The following is an 18,489-nucleotide window of genomic DNA, read 5'->3' on the forward strand; positions in this document are numbered from 1 at the left end:
CATGCCTCTTCCTTGAATTCGATACTGTACGTCTGTGCCATAATTCTTCCTCCTGACTTTCTGGATAGATTATACCACTCGTTCTATGTGTCTATCAAATGGGGTATAAGGCATTTCATGATATAGGAAAAGGGAAACTTTCCTATATCATGAAAAATGAGAAGCGCTTTCTAACAGCGCTTCCCATTTTCAAAGGTTTTATAATCCCCAATATTCTCCGTATGTATTTCTGATTTTCTGAACATCCCGGTTGCTGATTCCATCAATAACGCTTTTTACATATTTGTAGGTTCTAGGGCGTTTTGATTTTAATGCAGATGGATTTTCTTTATAATCCTTATAAGATTCTGCAAAATACTCTGAAGCCGATCTGGTCACATAGGATTTATTATATCCTGTAAATTTATTCTTTTCCGCAGAATAAATTGATTTCCATTCGCTGGTACCGGCTTTATCTCCTGCAAGGAAACTTGCAAAATGACCCAGCTCGTGCAGCAGGACAGAGGATCTCGCACTCTGAATCTCAATCTTATGACTTTTCACGCTGAAAACTCCGGTAGCTTTTGCATTTTTATTAATCACCATCTTAAATTTTAAATCTTCAAATGCATCCAAAATCTTCTTATCTGCCTGCGATCCTAAGGTTCTTAAAGTAGTTCCAGATACCCCGGACATCTGTGTCAGTTTTGCAGTGGTAGTCTTAACCGTTGTCTTAATCGTTGTTTTTACAGTTCTCTTTTTGGAACCCTTCTTGTCATACTGTTTCGTTGTTGTAACGACCGTTGTCTTGACTACCTTGCGTTCTTTCCTATTCTGTGAAGTCTTTGTTGATTTCTTTGTATGAACTCTTGTTCTGACAACACTTCTTTTCGCTTTTTTCTTTAATCTCTGAACTTTTGTTTTTCTCTTCGTTGTTGTTTTTGTGGAAACCGATGGCTTCTTACCAAGAGGTACTTTAATACCGTCAATGGTGACTGTTTTTTCTCCGGAATCCTTCAAGGTATCCACGCTCTCAAACGCTGCCATCTGCTTTTCAAGCTTTGTTCTCTGCTGATACTGATAAAATTTCACACCACCGAATGCCCCCGCAGCCACGACAATCACTGCCAAGAGTCCAATGATAACTTTCTTTTTCATAGATTTCCCCCTTATTTTTCTTTCATCGAACTGTTTCTTCTATCATTTTCGTTCTCCCTAATTCCGAAAATCCCCATAAGATGTCATTTGGTTTCATACTACTATGTCCTGTTTTTTTTGTCAATTACCATTCACGCCAATTTTTTCCCAAAACTATCTCAAGCGCTTTGTCAGCATTTCCGGATTGGCAGCAAACTGCACTGCGGTTTCTTTTGTGATTTTTCCTTCTTTCCACGCCTGAATTAACGACTGATCCATGGAAATCATTTGCCCGCCGGATGAGGAATAAATTAACCCGTCAATCTGATGTACTTTGCTCTCCCGAATCATATTCCGAATCGCAGGAGTTACCTCCATGATCTCAAAGACCGGTACTAAGGTTCCGTCAATTCCCGGTACCAGCTGCTGAGATATCACAGCCTGAAGAACAGATGCCAGCTGAATGGAAATCTGACGCTGCTGATTGGGCGGAAAAACATCAATAATCCGTTCTACTGTATTTGCCGCCCCGATTGTATGCAGCGTTGAAAATACCAGATGACCGGTCTCTGCGGCAGTCATTACAACCTGAATTGTCTCATAATCTCTCATTTCTCCAAGCAAAATCACATCTGGACTCTGTCGTAAAGCCGCCCGCAGAGACTTTACATAGCTTGCCGTATCCATGCTGACCTCTCGCTGGCTTACAATGCTTTTCTTATGATGGTGCAAAAACTCCAGCGGATCTTCCAGCGTAATAATATGACGCTCTTTTGTCTCATTGATCCGGTCCACCATACATGCCAAAGTTGTTGATTTTCCGCTGCCTGCCGGTCCTGTGACCAAAATCAGACCTTTTTTCAGCTCTCCAAATTGTAAAAGTCTCTCCGGAAGTCCCAGCTGTTCCGGTTTTGGAAGGTGAAAGGCAATAACCCGAATGACTGCTGCCAAAGAACCTCTCTGTTTATATGCACTGACACGAAACCTTGACAGCCCGGGAATTGCAAAAGAAAAATCATCATCACCGGACTCCAGAAAATGAGAAATATCCCGATTCCCTGCTTTCTGATAGATTTCCCGAATTAAATTTTCCGTATCCTGCGGCATCATTTTCTGTTCGCCGACATGACAAATCACTCCTTTTACTTTCATTGAAAGCGGGAGTCCTGCAACAATAAATAAGTCAGACGCCTCACTCTCTGCCGCCATTTTTAAAAATTCTTCCATATTCATATCTGTCACCTTTTAAGAATCTTTTCGATACACCGGAAGTGAGGTGTCTTTTTTCCACTTGGAAGACGCCTGATTTTTCCATTGTATCACCTGATAACAGGCGTCACCCTTTTTGTTTGGGTATACAATCCTTAACTGTACCGAAAGCTTCTGCTCCTTTGTTATTTTTTTGTGAAACGATAAAATCTTGTCTTGTTTATTGTATGATACGCCAGCTAATCCGGTCACACTGCGCTCAACGTTTCGCATGTAATCCTTTTGATTTCCAGAACTCTTAAAAAGCTTCCAAAGGCGCTGATCCACCTGAGCTAATGTGCGATTTGCCGCATTAGACGCCCGATAGTAGGCAGCTGTCCGATCCGCCAGCTTCTGACTCAACTGCTCATCACCTTTTGCACTGGATAATGTTAAGGTGGCAAAAACCGATAAGGCTACAATGGTTAAAATCAGCAAAATCGACGCAGCCCCAATTCCCAGAAAAGGCATTTTACGTTTTTTCATAGCCTCTCCTTTCCGTCTGATAAGAGCTTACATCTAACTGATAAAGAATTTTTTTGCCCTTCGCAACTTTGATCTCCCCCTTTGTTGTTCTGCCGCTTTGTCTGATTGCAATTTTCATCACATAATACCCTTTGCTGCGATTGGTTTCCTTCCATCCCTGATCGAAATAGCAGAGATATGTTCCATCCTCCGTATACTGTCCTGAAAACTCCTTCTGTAAATCTTGTTCCTGAAATTGACCGGCTTCGATCAGTTCTGCCGCCCTCGCTGCAAAATTCCATGCCTGAGTCTTTTCTTGTGCAGACGTACTAAGCTGATGTGCCTTCACAAAGATCTGAAGCAAAACAGCACCGGATATTGCAAAGAAAAACAATGCGATCATCAATTCAATTAATATAAAATTTCCACCATGATGTTTCTGACGGCCCATGTTTCCTCCTAATTCCGGCTTCTTTGATAAATACAGGTTTTATATTGATCTCCATCTTTTCCAGTAATCAAAATGCTGTATACCTGACCCTTTTTTTGAATCTGAAACGCTTTCGCATCAACAATTTTCTCTCCCCGAAGCTTTTCTTTCTTGATATCCTTGCGCACCATTAATTCTCGAATTGCGCCTCTCTCACAATAAAGAAAGGTTTGATATATCTTTCCTTCAATTTCTTCTTCCAATATTAACGCTTGTTTCCCATGAAAAGATCCCACAGAAATACTTCCGGATTGATCCCACTGCCGAATCTTTTCGGTCACATAAGAAAGCCCAATTCTCTTCTCATAATTGCAGCTCATAGCTTTCGTTGTTGACTGATACACTTCTGCTCCAATCATAACAATGGTAAACGCGCAGATGGTAAACACAGCAAATAAAACAAAAATAAAAATTGTATCCACTTTATGATCTGTCCGTGTCTCCACTTTATCACCTCTCATCCAACGCAATCACTGTCACAGAAGGCATACGATTTGATCCGACAATTTCATAAGACACAATAAACTTCTTTTTGTCATACCTCACCCCATAATGGTCTTCCAAATAAGTCAATGTCCCGGGATATCTTCCTTCCACCGCATAGCAGTGCACCGCTCCCCGCAAAACAGCCTCCCGAATTCCTTCTTTTTGGCGTTCTTTCGTCTCCGAAAAAATACGGCTGCTTCCGCTCCACAGCAGCGCTGTCATACAAACGCATAAAACCACCGGAACCAGCAAAGCTTTTCCGACACCTCCGCTTTTTTGTTTCTGAAACCGATTTTTCATGGATGGCCTCCTTACCCGATTCCTGCCATCATTCCCATTAACGGCAGCATCACAGACAGTAAAATAATCCCAACAATCACGCATAAAACTCCAACTAAGGTAGGTTCCAGAATTCCAATCATTCTTTCGATCTGTCCATGGAGTTCTCTCTGATACAAATCCGCAGATTGTTCCATAACCTCATCCATTGTTCCTGTCTGATATCCAATCACAACCATTCTTGCCTGCATCCCCTGAAAAATTTCAGATTCCTGAATTGCCTCGGAGAAGTCGCCTCCATTGCCTGTCTTTTGTCTGCATACTGCAATTTTCTCTCTCAGAGGCTCATACTCCACAAGTCTTTCTACCATTTCTAAGCTTTGATCTATATCCAAACCACTCTTTAATGCCATCGCCATCCCACCGGCAAATCTTGCTCCGGCACGCTTCCATGCAATTTTTTTCATCAGACCAAACTTCTCTATTCTTTTCAAGAACCACCTTCTGGCTTTCTGGGAAAACGAAAACAGCAGCGCCCCGACCAGCACCAACACCGCCAAAGTACCCAGAGCAAATGCAGACTTGCGCATCCATTTTCCAAGATTTAAAATATTTGCCGCAACCCCTGTCATCTCCTGTCCTAATTGTAAATAAACCTGCTCAAACACCGGCAGAACCTTTATAAACAAGACTCCAACAATGACAACCATCATTCCAAGCATTATCACCGGATAAGTGACGGCGCTTTTCACAGCTGCCGCAGTTTCTTCTTCTCTCTGATAATAATCTGCCAGAGACTGCATTGCCTCATCCAGCCTTCCCGCCTGCTCTCCGATTTCTGTCATATGCAGAACATAATCCGGAAATACGCCGCACCGCTCCATTGCCGGATACAATAACCCGGTATATTCCAGCTCTGCCCGGATTTCACGAAAGATTTCCTTCCCCGCTTCTGATTCACTGTTTTCCTCCATCATATAAATTCCTTCCAGCGCTGAAATTCCGGATTTCAATATCAGGCTCATCTGCCTACAAAATACAATCAATTCGTCATTGTTCAGTTTTTTCTGCATTGTCTTCCCCTTTCAAACAGCGTCAGTAACTATATTGGAGCACATAATGCTCTCCTTCCCCAATATAATCCTTTAAATCTTCCTCATTTTCGCTGTTGGATGCCAGCGTTGGGTCCATAAGCTTCCAGCTCTTTCCATCAAATTCAATCACATTATCCACCCAGCCCTTTTCCTCCAGCCATGTGCTGATCCATGCATGATATATATCTCCGGAATACCCAATATCAAGTTTGGTCGGGATTCCCTGAGACCGAAGCATTGCCGTCATCAGCGCGGCATAATCAAAACAAATTCCTTTTTTTGTCTTCAACGTCTCATCAATCACCGGAAGATATCCAGACTGTACTGTTTCTGCCTTTTCATCATCGTACGTCACATGGTTGATCACATAGTGATAAACTTTTTTTACAATCTCTAATCCTTCTTTTGTTCCTTTTGCCAGTTCCTCCGCCTTTTGAACCGCCTTACTGTCTTTTGAGAAATTTACATATTGATTTGGATATAAAAACGGCAAAAACTTATCTTCCAGTTTCACATCAAAGCTGTCCATCATTAACACACTGTACTCATCGTCACTGACATTCTCGTAGACAGAAATCTGGTATGTGCCGCTGCCGCTGGTTAACGGGAAATATGTGGGATGCTTTGTTCTCTCCAAAAAATATTTATAGACTTTTTCATTCTTTCCTATCATTTCTACGCTGATTTTCTGCGCTGCCCCGGTATAGCGAACTGCCACATATCCCTGATTTTTATTGGAGATATCAATCTTGGCATCTCCATAATCCAGAACCTCTTTTCCGGGCGCACTGGGTTTTAACACCCCGGCTGTCCGCTCCTGCTTCTCTTCCTTGTCTCTGTTTCCACATCCGCCTGCTGAAAAAACAAAAAGCAGACATAATAAAATCAGCCACACCCGAATTCTGTGGCACATAACATTCCTCCCTGCATTTTTTATGCTGCATCGCCAAGCAAAATCTTCCCCCTGACCTTTTAAATTTAGTATATCAAAGTTTTTCTTCTTTTTCTATGGCTGTACTTTGACTTTTCAAAAAAAGAATCCAAAGCCAATCCCATTCACATAGAATCTTCCGCAGAAACAGGAAATGGAGATCTGTTTTGAGAATCAGACCCCCATTTCCTCTTTCTCTATACCATTTGATTGTATTTGAATTGAAACCTTTCCGCCAGTCCGTTCTGCGCATTCCATCCGAAGTATCGCAGCGTTTCCTCCAATGCTGCCATCACTTCCAGCATATCGCCGAAATTCGCATTGGCACCCATATGACCGATGCGAAGAACTTTTCCTTCCAGACTTCCAAAAGAGCCAGCCAGCATCAACTGATGAACTTCTCTCATTCGGCTTAGAATCTCATTGGCATTCATTCCCACAGGCACCTTAAAAACCGTTACGGTATCCGAATACCCGCTTTCCGCGTAAAGAGAAAGTCCGAAACTTTTGATCGCAAATCTTGCAGCCTCTGCAATTCTATGATGCCGTTTCAGTAAATCTGTATCCTCTTTTATCCGATCCATAGCTGCCCGCAGTCCGTAAATATCGCTAATCGGCATCGTGTATGGAAACCATTGCTTTTCATAATACCCCTGAAAGATCTGCAGACTGCAGTAAAAAGATGCAATTGGCGTCTTTCTCTGCTCCATGCTTTCTTTTGCCTCTCTGCTGATTGTCACAAAGGTCAGTCCGGGAGGCGCCGATACTGCTTTTTGTGATCCGCCGCATAAAAGATCAATTTGTGCGGCATCTACGTCCACCGGATTCCCAAACATTCCGGATACAGAATCCACAACAGTCATGATCCCATAGGATTTTAACAACGGACTGATTGCATGAATATCATTTAACATTCCGCTGGGCGTATCACAATGCACCAACGTCGCATATTTAAAATCATGATGTTCCTTTAAATATACTTCCAGTTTTTCAGGGTCCAGTGTATTTTTGTCATCTGCAGTATAAAGCGTCGGCTCTCCTCCGTACATCGAAACAAAATCTGCAAATCCCTTCCCGTAAATTCCGTTATCCAAAACTAAAACCCGATCTCCCGGCTCTGTCATAGACGCACATGCTGCCTCCAAACCTAAAATTCCCTCGCCGCTTAAAATCAAAGTCTCGTTTTTTGTATGAAGCAGCTCGCTGATTAATTCACAGGTTTCTTTATACTCATCGAAAAATACCGGATCCAGATCCGGATTGGTTGTTGAACGACTCCTTGCCATCCTTACATCTTCCGGAACCTGAACCGGCCCCGGCGTCATAATTTTATATTCTTTCATATCGATCCCCTCCTTAAATTATGCAAACTGATGAAACCCCATGTTCTGCAGGGCAATCTCAATTGGCCGAATCACTGCCAGAACAATGACTCCTGCCACTGTAATCTGTATCACATTGCCCGGAACAGATGCCATTGGCGCAATCCAGTTCCCATAAAGTACTATCTCTGCAAGATAATAGCCTGCAATTTTAATTCCCAGTGCAAGGATCACAGAGAGCACTTTCCAACGATACTGTGAATGTTTCTCACAAACTGCACCGATCACATACCCCATAACTCCCACAATCACAAACGTAAACGGCGCCCATAAGGTCCATCCGGACAGGAAATCAAAAAGTCCCATCCCCACCGCACCTGCAGTCATTCCTATTTTGCGTCCGAACAGCATTGCCATTACAAACAACGGCACATTTCCCAGGTGAATTAAGCCTCCATTTGCAGCAATCGGCAGCCTCACATTCACAAATGCAGTAAACACATAAGTAAGCGCTGCCGCCATTGCTGTCATTGCTAAAAACTGAATTTTTGCTTCTGATTTCATTGGATGATTCCTCCCTGCCATATCAATTGTTTTCTTCTTGTTCTATAATTTAATCTAATTTTGGCATTTTTAAAACATCCAGTTTTTCAAAAATTAATAGTGCCAGTTTTATTTTCCAAGGATCGCCCGGTTTCTCATATCTTCCAAAAATAATCTTTGCGCATAATCTAACGGCCTGTTTTTCCGGTACATTAAAGATACCGGATAGTGAAACTCATCGTTTAATGGAACCCTCCTGATCCCCTGACATTTGGCATCTTCATAAACCTTTTCAAATGTAATGGTTACGCCAATTCCCTCACTTACAAAACTCATAATGGTGTTTGCCTGCGGAAATTCATAAGCAACATTCGGAGAAAACCCTGCTTTTTCGCAGCTTTGAAAAAAAATCTCATAACTTTTGCTTCCCTTTTCCGGAAAAACAAAAGAATCTTCTGATAGCTCCTTTAACGCAATGCTCCCCTTTTGTGCCAGCGGATGATCATCGTATAACACAGCGCAAAGTCTGTCATCATACAGCGGAATACGCCGATACTTGGCATCAATGCTCCCCATTGACTCTCTGAGAATCATAAAATCATAGGAATCCGCTGATTCTAAAATCTCCTGCGCCCGTTTTTCTTCCAACACCAGCTGAATTTCCGGGTGCTGCTCATGAAATTCGTTTAGCGTCCTTGCCAAATGATATGGCGCTAATACCGGCATACAGCCAATCTTTATTTCTCTGTTCTTTTGGACTTTCTGAAGCATTTCCTCATACAAGGAGGCCATTTGTCCGGCATATTCCAGCAGTACCTCCCCTTCTCTGGACAGCTCAAAATGTCTCGTATTTCTGCGGATCAGCGTAACCCCCAGCTCTCCTTCCAGTTTCCGAATCTGTTTGGATAAAGCTCCCTGCGTCATATTGCAGACATACCCTGCCTCCGTAAAATTTTTCTGCCTGCATAATTCCATATAATAATATAACTGTTGTATTTCCATCGCTCTTCCCTATTTATTCCTTTTCGGAATATATCATACCAAAAGTGGAATTGACTGTAAAGCCCGCGCCTGCCTATAATAAGAGCACAAAAAATCATTTTAGGAAAGGAATCGCCGCTCATGAAACACCGTACTTTCTTGTATCATAGAGTTTTATTTTATTTTCTGGGGCTGCTGATTATGTCCGCAGGCTCCAATTTATTTTTAAAAGCAGCGCTTGGTGTGGCTCCCAGCTGTACAATCGCACTGACCTTATCTTATCTATTTCCCTTTCACAGCTATGCTTTATTCAATTTTTTGATCAATGCTGCTTTTTTAGTCGCAGAGAGTCTGGTTTTACAGCATTTCGGTAAAACTCAGGTGATGCAGCTCGGCTTGACATTCCTCTATTCCGTCTTTCTTGAGTTGACATCTCTGGGAATGCTCTTTCTTACGCCTGCCGGTCTCCTTGAGAAAATCTTTTTATCTATCTTTGCCTGCATTGTATTGTCCATCGGTGTCAGTTTCACCATAAATTCCGGTTTTGCAGTCATGCCGATGGAAGGTCTGGTAAAAAGCATTTCAGATAAAATACATTTCAGTTTCGGCGCAGTCCGTGTTTCCCTGGAATCGCTCTTCACTGCCGTTTCCGCCTTAGCATCCTTTCTGCTGCTCCCCGGATTGTCTTCCGTCGGAATCGGAACGGTCATTGCCGCCTTCTTAAGCGGAACCATAACCAACCTTTTTTCCTCTGTTTTCCGTCGGCAAATTCAAGAATACCTCGGCTTCTGATCAACAGAAACTCAGGTATTCTTGATTATGAAAAATAGAAGCCTTGAAAGTCGTATTTATAAACGCGGTAAATAAATTTTTCCATTTCCATTTGAAAACTTGAAATCAGTTTGTGATCCTCATCATATTCTCCGAAAACTCCTGCCATCCCACTATCCGTAATTGTATTGCCGCCGATGTTCTGTGCACTGCTAACATACCCGGAATACGGAACTTTAAAAGAATCTATCAATTCAAAGGTTCCTTTCTTTTCGTCTACCAGATATTTATAGTAATAAGAACAATCCCCCTTGGAAGCTTCACTGTTATCAAGTCCTATGTCTGACCAGCGGAAGTCTGTACGGGATTCGCTGATTCCAATGTTATTATTATACATATAAAGGTAATACTGACCTGTTTTTAATTTCTCATCCTCCACATAGGTAATGGAATGCTGTCCGCCCTGAATCGTAAAGTTTCCTTTCTTTTTCAAAAGCAATGATTCATACCCCGTATCATCCCAAAAAGTTTCATCTCCGATCATATAATCAATCGCAGGTTTTTTGTACAGATTTTTCACTTTTAGAATGGTGGATGTTTCTCTGGAGCTTAATAATATCTCGTCATCGCCCAGCCACTGAATGGTATTGATATGCATCCAGTCCAAATCTTCATCATCATCTTTTCCAAGACTTGTCTTATAGTCTCCAAGCAGACTTTCCAAGTCCAGAACATTGGAAACTTCTCCGGTCCTCTTATTGATCCGAATCACTACGTCTTCCACTGTATTTTTTGTTGTATCCGTTGCCAGAGTCAGAATGTTTCCGTCATCATCAAACACATAGTCATGATGCAAATTGTAAATTCCGGTATCATAGACCTTCAATACCTGTCCCAGTCGGCTGACCTTAGCGATTTTTGTCTGGGAAATACTGTAATACATCGCCGTATCATCAAATAACAGCCGATGACTCCGGTACCCGAGAATCGGAACTTCTCCTCTTAAAATTCCATTGTTATCATAATAATACATAAAATCCAGGCTTTCACTGTCATTTCCCATCACAACATACAAACCATTGGAAAGCTTCTGCTTTGAAGTTCCGGCAGTCAACGAAAGACGAGTCTCTTCTTTCCCCTGCAGATCTTCCATTTTATAGGAAAAAGTTTTCTTTTGTTCCTTTCCGTCCTTTGTTTTCATAGTAATGGTAATGGTATTTTCTGTGTTAGGGATCAATCCGATCAATTGGAATTCATGAGTTTTCTGATATTTTTTCTTTTGATAAACATCCTGAGAAAAATCTTTGATGCTGCTGTCCGATACACGAACTTTATAGGAGACAGATACTGCATCCTCTGTTTGAAAATAAATATAAAGAGACTGTGTATTGGTTCCAAAGGGATTGTACTTTACCAACATATTATCCTCTGTATAATTCCCCTTCTTTTTTTGCTTGTCTATCGTTTCTTTGACTTGCTTCTGATTTTTTTCATTGTAAACCTCTTTAAAATCCTCCAATGTTTTTTTCTCTTCAGAGCTGAGAATTGTCTTCCCAACATCCATATCTGTTTTCGTTGTATCGGAGGACGTCTCTGTGCTGCTTTTTTTATGTTCTGCATAAATTTTGTATGAGATTGCGCCGCTGATGACCACAATTCCCATAATCAGTGTACAAATCAGAAGTTTCATCTCTTTTTTAATCTTTTTTCTTTTCAATTTGGGCATTTTAATCTCCTTTCCAAAACACATCAGCCTTTCTCTCTTCATGAAGTCAAATATTCATCAACCATATGTTTATAATGTTAGAATACTCTGGATATGTGTCCGTCTTTTGATCAAAATATGTTACTTTTATGTTACAAAAATGAATTTTTTGTGTCTTACTTTCTCTGAGTTATCCGCAATCGCTGTTCAACCGAGTGTTTGCTTTGAGGAATTCTTTCTTTTCAATAAAAAAGCCGCTTTTGCAAGCGGTTTTTTTATTTCTGTATGTATTATATCATTTGATCACAGATGTCAGAAAGACAACATCGGTCACAATGAGGCTTTGTCCTTGCCGTGCAGACATCTCTTCCGTGGTAAACCAGTCGGTGACAAAAATCACTGCCCTCCTCCGGCGGTATGATTTCCCACAATTCCATTTCTACCTTTTTCGGGTCCCTGATTCCATCTACCAGCCCAATCCGATTGACAAGACGAATACAATGAGTATCTGTCACAATGGCAGGTTCCCCGAAAACATCTCCCATAATTAAATTGGCGCTTTTTCGTCCGACTCCCGGAAGCTTTAATAATGATTTAAAGTCTGTAGGAATCTTTCCTCCATATTCATCTCTTAATACTTTCATGCATTTACTGATATCTCTTGCTTTGCTTTTTCCCAGTCCGCAGGGACGGACAATCTCTTCAATATCTGCCGGATCAGCAGCTGCCAAAGATTCTACATCCGGATATTTTGCAAATAGTCCCTCTACTACAACATTCACTCTCTCATCCGTACACTGAGCGGCAAGTCTTACGCTCACCAGCAGTTTCCACGCTTCATCATAATCCAATGTACATCCGGCATCCGGGTATTCTTTCTTTAAGCGGGCAATGACTTCCAATGCCAAATCTTTTTTTGTCATCTTTTGTGTCTCTCCTTTCTTTCCCCTTCAAATTTTATAATTCTTTGATGGACGGATAACCATACGCTCCCTGTGCGCTTTCTACCGCTTTCAAAATAGCTTCCGACATCACCTGAGCGGCAAGTGTTCCCACAACATCCAAATCTGCCGGAATGTCTCCCACAGACAACGCATAAATGCTGTCCCCGTCCGCTGATGTGTGGACCGGACGAATGGATCTGGCATACCCGTTGTGCGCCATCTGGGCAATTTTATTTAACCGCACTTTCTCAAATTTTGCATTGGTCAAAACCACTCCAATGGTAGTGTTGGATACAAATTTATTTTTTACAATTTCATAGCTTTGAAAAACCTCCTCTTCCGTAAATCGGAATGTATGCCGGTCTTCTGCCAAAAGACCGGCTTTTTTCTCTCCATTTTTCCAATCAAATATATCGCCCAGTGCATTGACCGCTACGACTGCCGCTACTTTCAAATCGCCAATCGAAACCCCATAGCTTCCGATTCCCGATTTCATGCAATAATCCATTCCATACAATTTCCCAACCGTAGCTCCGGTTCCCGCTCCAAAATTTCCATCCCGATAGTTTGAATTTTCTGCGCCAATACAGGCTTCATACCCCATCGTTTGATCGGGACGAATTTTAGCATCCCCAACTGTCAGATCGAACAGACAAGATTGACACACCAACGGCACTTTTGTCACGCCCACGTCAAACCCTATCTTCCGTTCCTCCAAATATTTTTGCACTCCGCCTGCGGCATCCAGTCCAAATGCGCTGCCGCCGCTCAATAAAACAGCATGAATTTTCTCTGCTGCCGCGGTCGAATTTAGCAGCTGGCTTTCTCTGGATGCGGGTCCCCCTCCAAAAACAGCAAGCCCCGCCGGTGCACCCTGCTCGCAAATCACAACCGTACATCCGGTTCCCGCCTGATGATCCTGTGCATTGCCGATTTTCATGTTTTCCATATCCCCTATACTGATCTTCTTCATCGCTAACTGATCTCCTTTGAAACCTGTCTCTGAGTTTTCTTCTTTTCACAATTATAAGATATTCTCCTTGATTTGTACACGGAAATTCCCTGAAACAAAGCAGACAAGTGTGCATCCCACGGAGTGTTTTTATAATACTGGGAAAGTTAAAGCTTTCCTATATTACAAAAAAACAGCCATTTCCCACCCGATTCTTTTCCGGACAAGCAAGTATCTTTCACTTGCTGCCGGAAGAGAACCTGGCGTCTGGAAATAGGCTGCCTTTTATCTCCTTCTTTCAGTCTTTATGTTATTTATCATGAATCTCACTGTGAAGCTCCTGCAGGGAACGAACTTCACCGCTCTTGTGATTCTTAATATAGGAAATTCCATCTGCCGCTGCCTTTGCCGCCGCTATGGTTGTGTAATATGGAATTTTTGCTTTGATTGCAGCTTTTCTTAAATAGCTGTCATCATGGATACTATCTTTTCCTACCGGGGAATTGACTACAAGATCAATATCTCCATTGGTAATCAAATCCAGAATATTCGGTCGTCCTTCCACCAGCTTATTCACTCTTTCTGACGGAATACCCGCTGCCTGAATTAATTCGTTGGTGTGTTTTGTAGCCAGAATCTTAAATCCGCAGTCCGCAAATCCTCTCGCTACGTCCACGACTTCATCCTTATCCTTTCGATTTACAGAAATTAAAACCGTTCCTTCCAACGGCAATTTTGCCTGTACTGCTTCCTGCGCTTTATAAAAAGCTTCTCCATAAGAATCAGATAAACCAAGAACCTCTCCGGTTGAACGCATTTCCGGTCCTAATACCGGATCAACTTCCTGGAACATATTAAATGGGAACGCCGCTTCCTTCACTCCGTAATTCGGAATCACCTGTTCTTTTAAGCTTGGAATCGGAGATGGTTTTCCGGTAAGCTCAGCGGTGATAATTTCCGTTGCCAGCGGCACCATGCGAATGTTGCAGACTTTAGAGACCAACGGCACTGTACGGGATGCTCTCGGGTTTGCCTCCAGCACATAAACTTTACCATTCTCGATTGCATACTGCATATTCATTAAACCTTTTACATGCATCTCCTCTGCAATTTTTCTTGTATATTCCTTAATTGTCTCCAGATTTTCTTTTGAAATATGCACAGAAGGCAAAATGCATGCGGAATCTCCAGAATGAACTCCTGCCAACTCAATGTGCTCCATGACAGCAGGTACAAAGGCATTGGTTCCGTCGCTGATCGCATCCGCCTCACATTCCATCGCATGATTCAGGAAACGGTCAATCAAAATCGGACGATCTGGAGTTACACCCACTGCAGCCTCCATATAACCTGTCATGCTCTCATCATCATAGACCACTTCCATGCCTCGTCCGCCTAAAACATATGACGGGCGAACCATCACCGGATAACCAATTTTCTTTGCAATCTCCAATGCTTCTTCGACGGTTGTTGCCATTCCCGACTCCGGCATCGGAATTTCCAGTTTTCCCATCATCTCACGGAACAGATCACGATCTTCTGCCAAATCAATCACTGATGGAGAGGTTCCGAGAATTTTTACTCCGTTCTTCTCCAGTTCTGCCGCAAGATTCAATGGCGTCTGTCCTCCAAATTGTGCAATAACACCCAAAGGTTTTTCTTTTTTGTAAATACTCAATACATCTTCCAGGGTCAGCGGCTCGAAGTACAACTTATCCGAAGTATCATAATCTGTAGATACGGTTTCCGGATTACAGTTTACAATGATTGTTTCAAATCCCATTTTCTTCAGCGCCTGGGATGCATGAACACAACAGTAGTCAAATTCAATTCCCTGACCGATTCGGTTTGGACCTCCGCCCAAAATCATAATTTTCGGTTTCTCCTTGCGAACCGGATTCTGATCCGGCGCATTATAGGTAGAATAGTAATAAGCGCTGTCCTGAGTTCCACTGACATGGACGCCTTCCCATGCCTCCTCAACACCGATGGAAATCCGATGATTTCGGATTTCTTCCTCGGAAATCTCCAAAAGCTGACTTAAATATTTATCAGAAAATCCATCTTTCTTTGCCGCAGTCAGCAATTCATCGGAAGGCAGCGCACCTTTGCCTGCGAGAATTGCTTCTTCCTCTTCCACCAATTCTTTCATCTGCTCAATAAAATAATGCTTTACCTTTGTAAGCTCAAAGATTTCCTCCACAGAAGCGCCTTTTCTTAACGCCTCATACATGATAAAATGCCGCTCACTGGACGGTGTTGCCAGAAGATTTAAAAGCTGCTCTTTCGTCATGGAACCAAAATCTTTCGCATGACCTAATCCGTAACGGCCGATTTCCAGACTTCGTATTGCCTTCTGAAAAGCCTCTTTGTATGTCTTTCCGATACTCATAACCTCGCCGACTGCACGCATCTGTGTTCCCAGCTTATCTTCCACACCTTTAAACTTCTCAAATGCCCATCTGGCAAACTTAATTACCACATAATCTCCACCCGGAACATATTTATCCAATGTGCCATATTTTCCGCACGGGATGTCTTTTAAAGTTAATCCCGCCGCCAGCATCGCAGAAACCAAAGCAATCGGGAAACCTGTCGCCTTGGACGCAAGGGCGGAAGAACGGGATGTTCTTGGATTAATCTCAATGACAATGATTCGATCAGAAACCGGATCGTGAGCAAACTGCACATTCGTTCCTCCGATCACCTGTACAGATTCTACAATTTTATAAGCCTGTTCCTGAAGCCTCTTCTGGCATTCTTCGGAAATTGTCAGCATCGGAGCAGAACAGAAAGAATCTCCCGTATGAACTCCCAGCGGATCAATATTTTCAATAAAACAAACCGTAATCATATTGCCCTCGCAGTCGCGGACAACTTCTAACTCAAGTTCCTCCCAGCCGAGAATCGACTCCTCTACCAGCACCTGCCCTACAAGGCTTGCCTGCAGTCCTCGCGCCATAACCATTTTTAATTCTTCTTTGTTATAAACCAGACCGCCTCCGGCTCCGCCCATTGTATAGGCAGGACGCAAAACAACCGGATAACCCAGCTCTTCCGCAATCTTTAAACCATCCTCTACACTGTATGCAACCTCGCTGCGTGCCATTTCAATTCCGAGCTCATCCATGGCCTTTTTAAATTCGATACGGTCCTCTCCACGCTCGATGCTCTCTACCTGTACGCCGATTACCTTTACATCATATTTGTCGAGAATTCCTTTCTTATATAGCTCTTCACATAAATTTAACCCAGACTGTCCGCCGAGATTCGGAAGAAGTGCATCCGGACGCTCTTTTTTGATAATCTCTTCCAGTCGTTTCGCATTCAGCGGTTCTATATAAGTTACATCTGCTGTCTCAGGATCTGTCATAATCGTTGCAGGATTAGAATTCACCAGCACGATCTCATATCCCAGCTTGCGAAGTGCTTTGCAGGCCTGGGTTCCGGAGTAATCAAACTCACATGCCTGTCCGATAATAATCGGACCGGACCCAATAATTAACACTTTGTGAATATCTGTTCTTTTTGGCATAAAAATTTCCTCCTCTTGACTCTATCAATTATTATATTCGGAAAATGTAAGAATCACAAGGTTTTTGTTCCATGTTTAAAGGAATCCTTGAATTTTCTTGTTCCTTCTTCTGAATTTCGTTATAATAAGATTGAACTTTTGGAATAATGAAATTTTAGAAAACTGCTTGAAAAAGAATGGAGGAATTTATGGGCGGATTTTTTGGTGTAACCTCAAAACAGGATTGTGTGTTTGATTTGTATTTTGGAACGGATTACCATTCCCATCTGGGAACACGACGTGCCGGTATGGCTGTATACAGCAAGGAGGACGGCTTTGACCGTGCGATCCATAACATCGAAAACGCACCTTTCCGCACGAAATTTGATAAAGATGTCAATACAATGCGTGGGTTTATGGGAATTGGCTGTATTTCAGATTATGAACCTCAGCCTTTGATTGTTCGCTCTCACCATGGCACCTATGCCATTATGACTATCGGAAAAATAAACAACATCGACGAAATTATAAACCGCATGTTCAAATCCGGACATATGCATTTTCTGGAGATGAGCGGAGGTGATATCAATGCGACAGAACTTGTTGCTTCCATTATTAACCAGAGAGACAATATTATTGAAGGAATTCAATTGGCGCAGGAGATTATTGACGGATCCATTTCCATTGTGATTATGACTCCAAAAGGAATTTATGCCGCCAGAGACAAAATGGGACGTACTCCGATCGCACTTGGTCAGAAAGAGGACGGCTACTGCCTGACCTTCGAGAGCTTTGCCTACTTAAATCTTGGATATCAGCCTCTGCGGGAACTGGGGCCGGGAGAAATCGTCATTATGACTCCAGAGAATGTCACAACGTTGGCAGCCCCTGGAAAAGATATGAAGATTTGTACCTTCCTCTGGGTTTATTATGGATATCCTTCTTCTTCTTACGAAGGAATCAGCGTGGAAGAAATGCGCTATCACTGCGGAAAAAAATTAGCACAGCGAGACAATGTTTCTCCAGATACCGTAGCCGGTGTTCCTGATTCCGGTATAGCACATGCCATCGGATATGCAAATGAATCCGGAATTCCTTTTTCCAGACCTTTTATTAAATATACTCCGACCTGGCCTCGATCTTTCATGCCGACCATCCAAAGCAAACGCAACTTAATTGCTAAAATGAAATTGATTCCGGTTCATGATTTAATTCAGGATAAGAGCCTGCTGCTCATTGACGATTCCATTGTTCGCGGAACGCAGCTAAGAGAGACAACCGAATTTCTGTATCAGAGCGGAGCAAAAGAAGTCCATATTCGTCCGGCTTGTCCGCCGATTTTATATGGATGCAAATACCTGAACTTCTCCCGTTCTTCTTCTGAGATGGATTTGATTACCCGCAGAATCATCAAAGAAATTGCCGGAGATTATACCAATGTCCATTTGGAAGCTTTCTCAAATCCTGACACACCGGAATACCAGGAGATGATCCAAAAAATTTGTGAACAATTAAACTTTACATCTCTGCGCTATCATCGGCTGGACGATATGATTGACTCCGTGGGAATTGACCGCAGCAAGCTATGTACCTATTGCTGGGATGGAAAAGAATAAAACCATTTTCTTCATATTCCTAAGATTTTTTT

The 18,489-nt window shown here is 42.4% G+C and carries 17 protein-coding genes; 2 read left to right on the forward strand and 15 right to left on the reverse strand.

Annotated elements, in window-relative coordinates:
- Positions 1-198: 198 nt before the first annotated feature.
- The 11 genes from AC27EF_RS13355 to AC27EF_RS13405 all read right to left on the reverse strand — a co-directional run bounded on the left by AC27EF_RS13355 (position 199) and on the right by AC27EF_RS13405 (position 8,976).
- Complete coding sequence (locus AC27EF_RS13355; protein WP_487111261.1) at positions 199-1,137, reverse strand: anthrax toxin lethal factor-related metalloendopeptidase; 939 nt, start codon at positions 1,135-1,137, stop codon at positions 199-201.
- 153 nt (positions 1,138-1,290) lie between these two features.
- Complete coding sequence (locus AC27EF_RS13360) at positions 1,291-2,349, reverse strand: type IV pilus twitching motility protein PilT (protein ID WP_487111262.1); 1,059 nt, start codon at positions 2,347-2,349, stop codon at positions 1,291-1,293.
- Positions 2,350-2,361: 12 nt separating this feature from the next.
- Positions 2,362-2,850 (reverse strand): hypothetical protein, encoded by a 489-nt coding sequence (locus tag AC27EF_RS13365; RefSeq protein WP_487111263.1) that lies wholly within the window; start codon positions 2,848-2,850, stop codon positions 2,362-2,364.
- Positions 2,837-3,280, reverse strand: coding sequence for a type IV pilus modification PilV family protein (locus AC27EF_RS13370; RefSeq protein ID WP_487111264.1), 444 nt, complete (start codon positions 3,278-3,280; stop codon positions 2,837-2,839). The genes AC27EF_RS13365 and AC27EF_RS13370 overlap by 14 nt, the downstream gene beginning before the upstream one ends.
- Positions 3,281-3,288: 8 nt before the next feature.
- Positions 3,289-3,765 (reverse strand): DUF4860 domain-containing protein, encoded by a 477-nt coding sequence (locus tag AC27EF_RS13375; RefSeq protein ID WP_487111265.1) that lies wholly within the window; start codon positions 3,763-3,765, stop codon positions 3,289-3,291.
- 4 nt (positions 3,766-3,769) lie between these two features.
- Complete coding sequence (locus AC27EF_RS13380) at positions 3,770-4,105, reverse strand: hypothetical protein (RefSeq protein WP_487111266.1); 336 nt, start codon at positions 4,103-4,105, stop codon at positions 3,770-3,772.
- 11 nt (positions 4,106-4,116) lie between these two features.
- Positions 4,117-5,157, reverse strand: a complete 1,041-nt coding sequence (locus tag AC27EF_RS13385; protein ID WP_487111267.1) for a type II secretion system F family protein — start codon at positions 5,155-5,157, stop codon at positions 4,117-4,119.
- A 22-nt stretch (positions 5,158-5,179) separates the two neighbouring features.
- Positions 5,180-6,091 (reverse strand): transglutaminase-like domain-containing protein, encoded by a 912-nt coding sequence (locus tag AC27EF_RS13390; protein WP_487111268.1) that lies wholly within the window; start codon positions 6,089-6,091, stop codon positions 5,180-5,182.
- 215 nt (positions 6,092-6,306) lie between these two features.
- A complete protein-coding gene (locus AC27EF_RS13395; RefSeq protein WP_487111269.1) occupies positions 6,307-7,452 on the reverse strand; it encodes a pyridoxal-phosphate-dependent aminotransferase family protein in 1,146 nt (381 codons plus the stop codon).
- Between the two features lie 18 nt (positions 7,453-7,470).
- Positions 7,471-7,995, reverse strand: coding sequence for an ECF transporter S component (locus AC27EF_RS13400; protein WP_487111270.1), 525 nt, complete (start codon positions 7,993-7,995; stop codon positions 7,471-7,473).
- Positions 7,996-8,103: 108 nt separating this feature from the next.
- Entirely contained in the window at positions 8,104-8,976 is an 873-nt protein-coding gene (locus AC27EF_RS13405; protein WP_487111271.1) for a LysR family transcriptional regulator, read from the reverse strand.
- Between the two features lie 180 nt (positions 8,977-9,156).
- On the opposite strand from AC27EF_RS13405, the gene AC27EF_RS13410 reads away from it, so the two are divergent.
- Positions 9,157-9,747 carry a YczE/YyaS/YitT family protein gene (locus AC27EF_RS13410; protein WP_487111272.1) on the forward strand — a complete coding sequence of 197 codons (591 nt, stop codon included), beginning with the start codon at positions 9,157-9,159 and terminating at the stop codon, positions 9,745-9,747.
- Positions 9,748-9,772: 25 nt separating this feature from the next.
- Here the strand turns inward: AC27EF_RS13410 and AC27EF_RS13415 are convergent, their stop codons facing one another.
- The 4 genes from AC27EF_RS13415 to carB all read right to left on the reverse strand — a co-directional run bounded on the left by AC27EF_RS13415 (position 9,773) and on the right by carB (position 16,862).
- A complete protein-coding gene (locus AC27EF_RS13415) occupies positions 9,773-11,452 on the reverse strand; it encodes an aryl-sulfate sulfotransferase (RefSeq protein ID WP_487111273.1) in 1,680 nt (559 codons plus the stop codon).
- A 269-nt stretch (positions 11,453-11,721) separates the two neighbouring features.
- The gene (locus AC27EF_RS13420; protein ID WP_487111274.1) at positions 11,722-12,354 is read right to left on the reverse strand and encodes an endonuclease III domain-containing protein; all 633 of its coding nucleotides are present in this window, start codon (positions 12,352-12,354) and stop codon (positions 11,722-11,724) included.
- A gap of 34 nt (positions 12,355-12,388) precedes the next feature.
- Positions 12,389-13,348, reverse strand: coding sequence for a P1 family peptidase (locus AC27EF_RS13425; RefSeq protein ID WP_487111275.1), 960 nt, complete (start codon positions 13,346-13,348; stop codon positions 12,389-12,391).
- Between the two features lie 289 nt (positions 13,349-13,637).
- Positions 13,638-16,862 carry a carbamoyl-phosphate synthase large subunit gene (gene carB, locus AC27EF_RS13430; RefSeq protein WP_487111276.1) on the reverse strand — a complete coding sequence of 1,075 codons (3,225 nt, stop codon included), beginning with the start codon at positions 16,860-16,862 and terminating at the stop codon, positions 13,638-13,640.
- 188 nt (positions 16,863-17,050) lie between these two features.
- Between carB and AC27EF_RS13435 the strand changes: the two genes are divergently transcribed.
- Complete coding sequence (locus tag AC27EF_RS13435; protein ID WP_487111277.1) at positions 17,051-18,457, forward strand: amidophosphoribosyltransferase; 1,407 nt, start codon at positions 17,051-17,053, stop codon at positions 18,455-18,457.
- Positions 18,458-18,489: the final 32 nt, after the last annotated feature.

The organism is Anaerostipes stercorihominis (assembly GCF_057535655.1).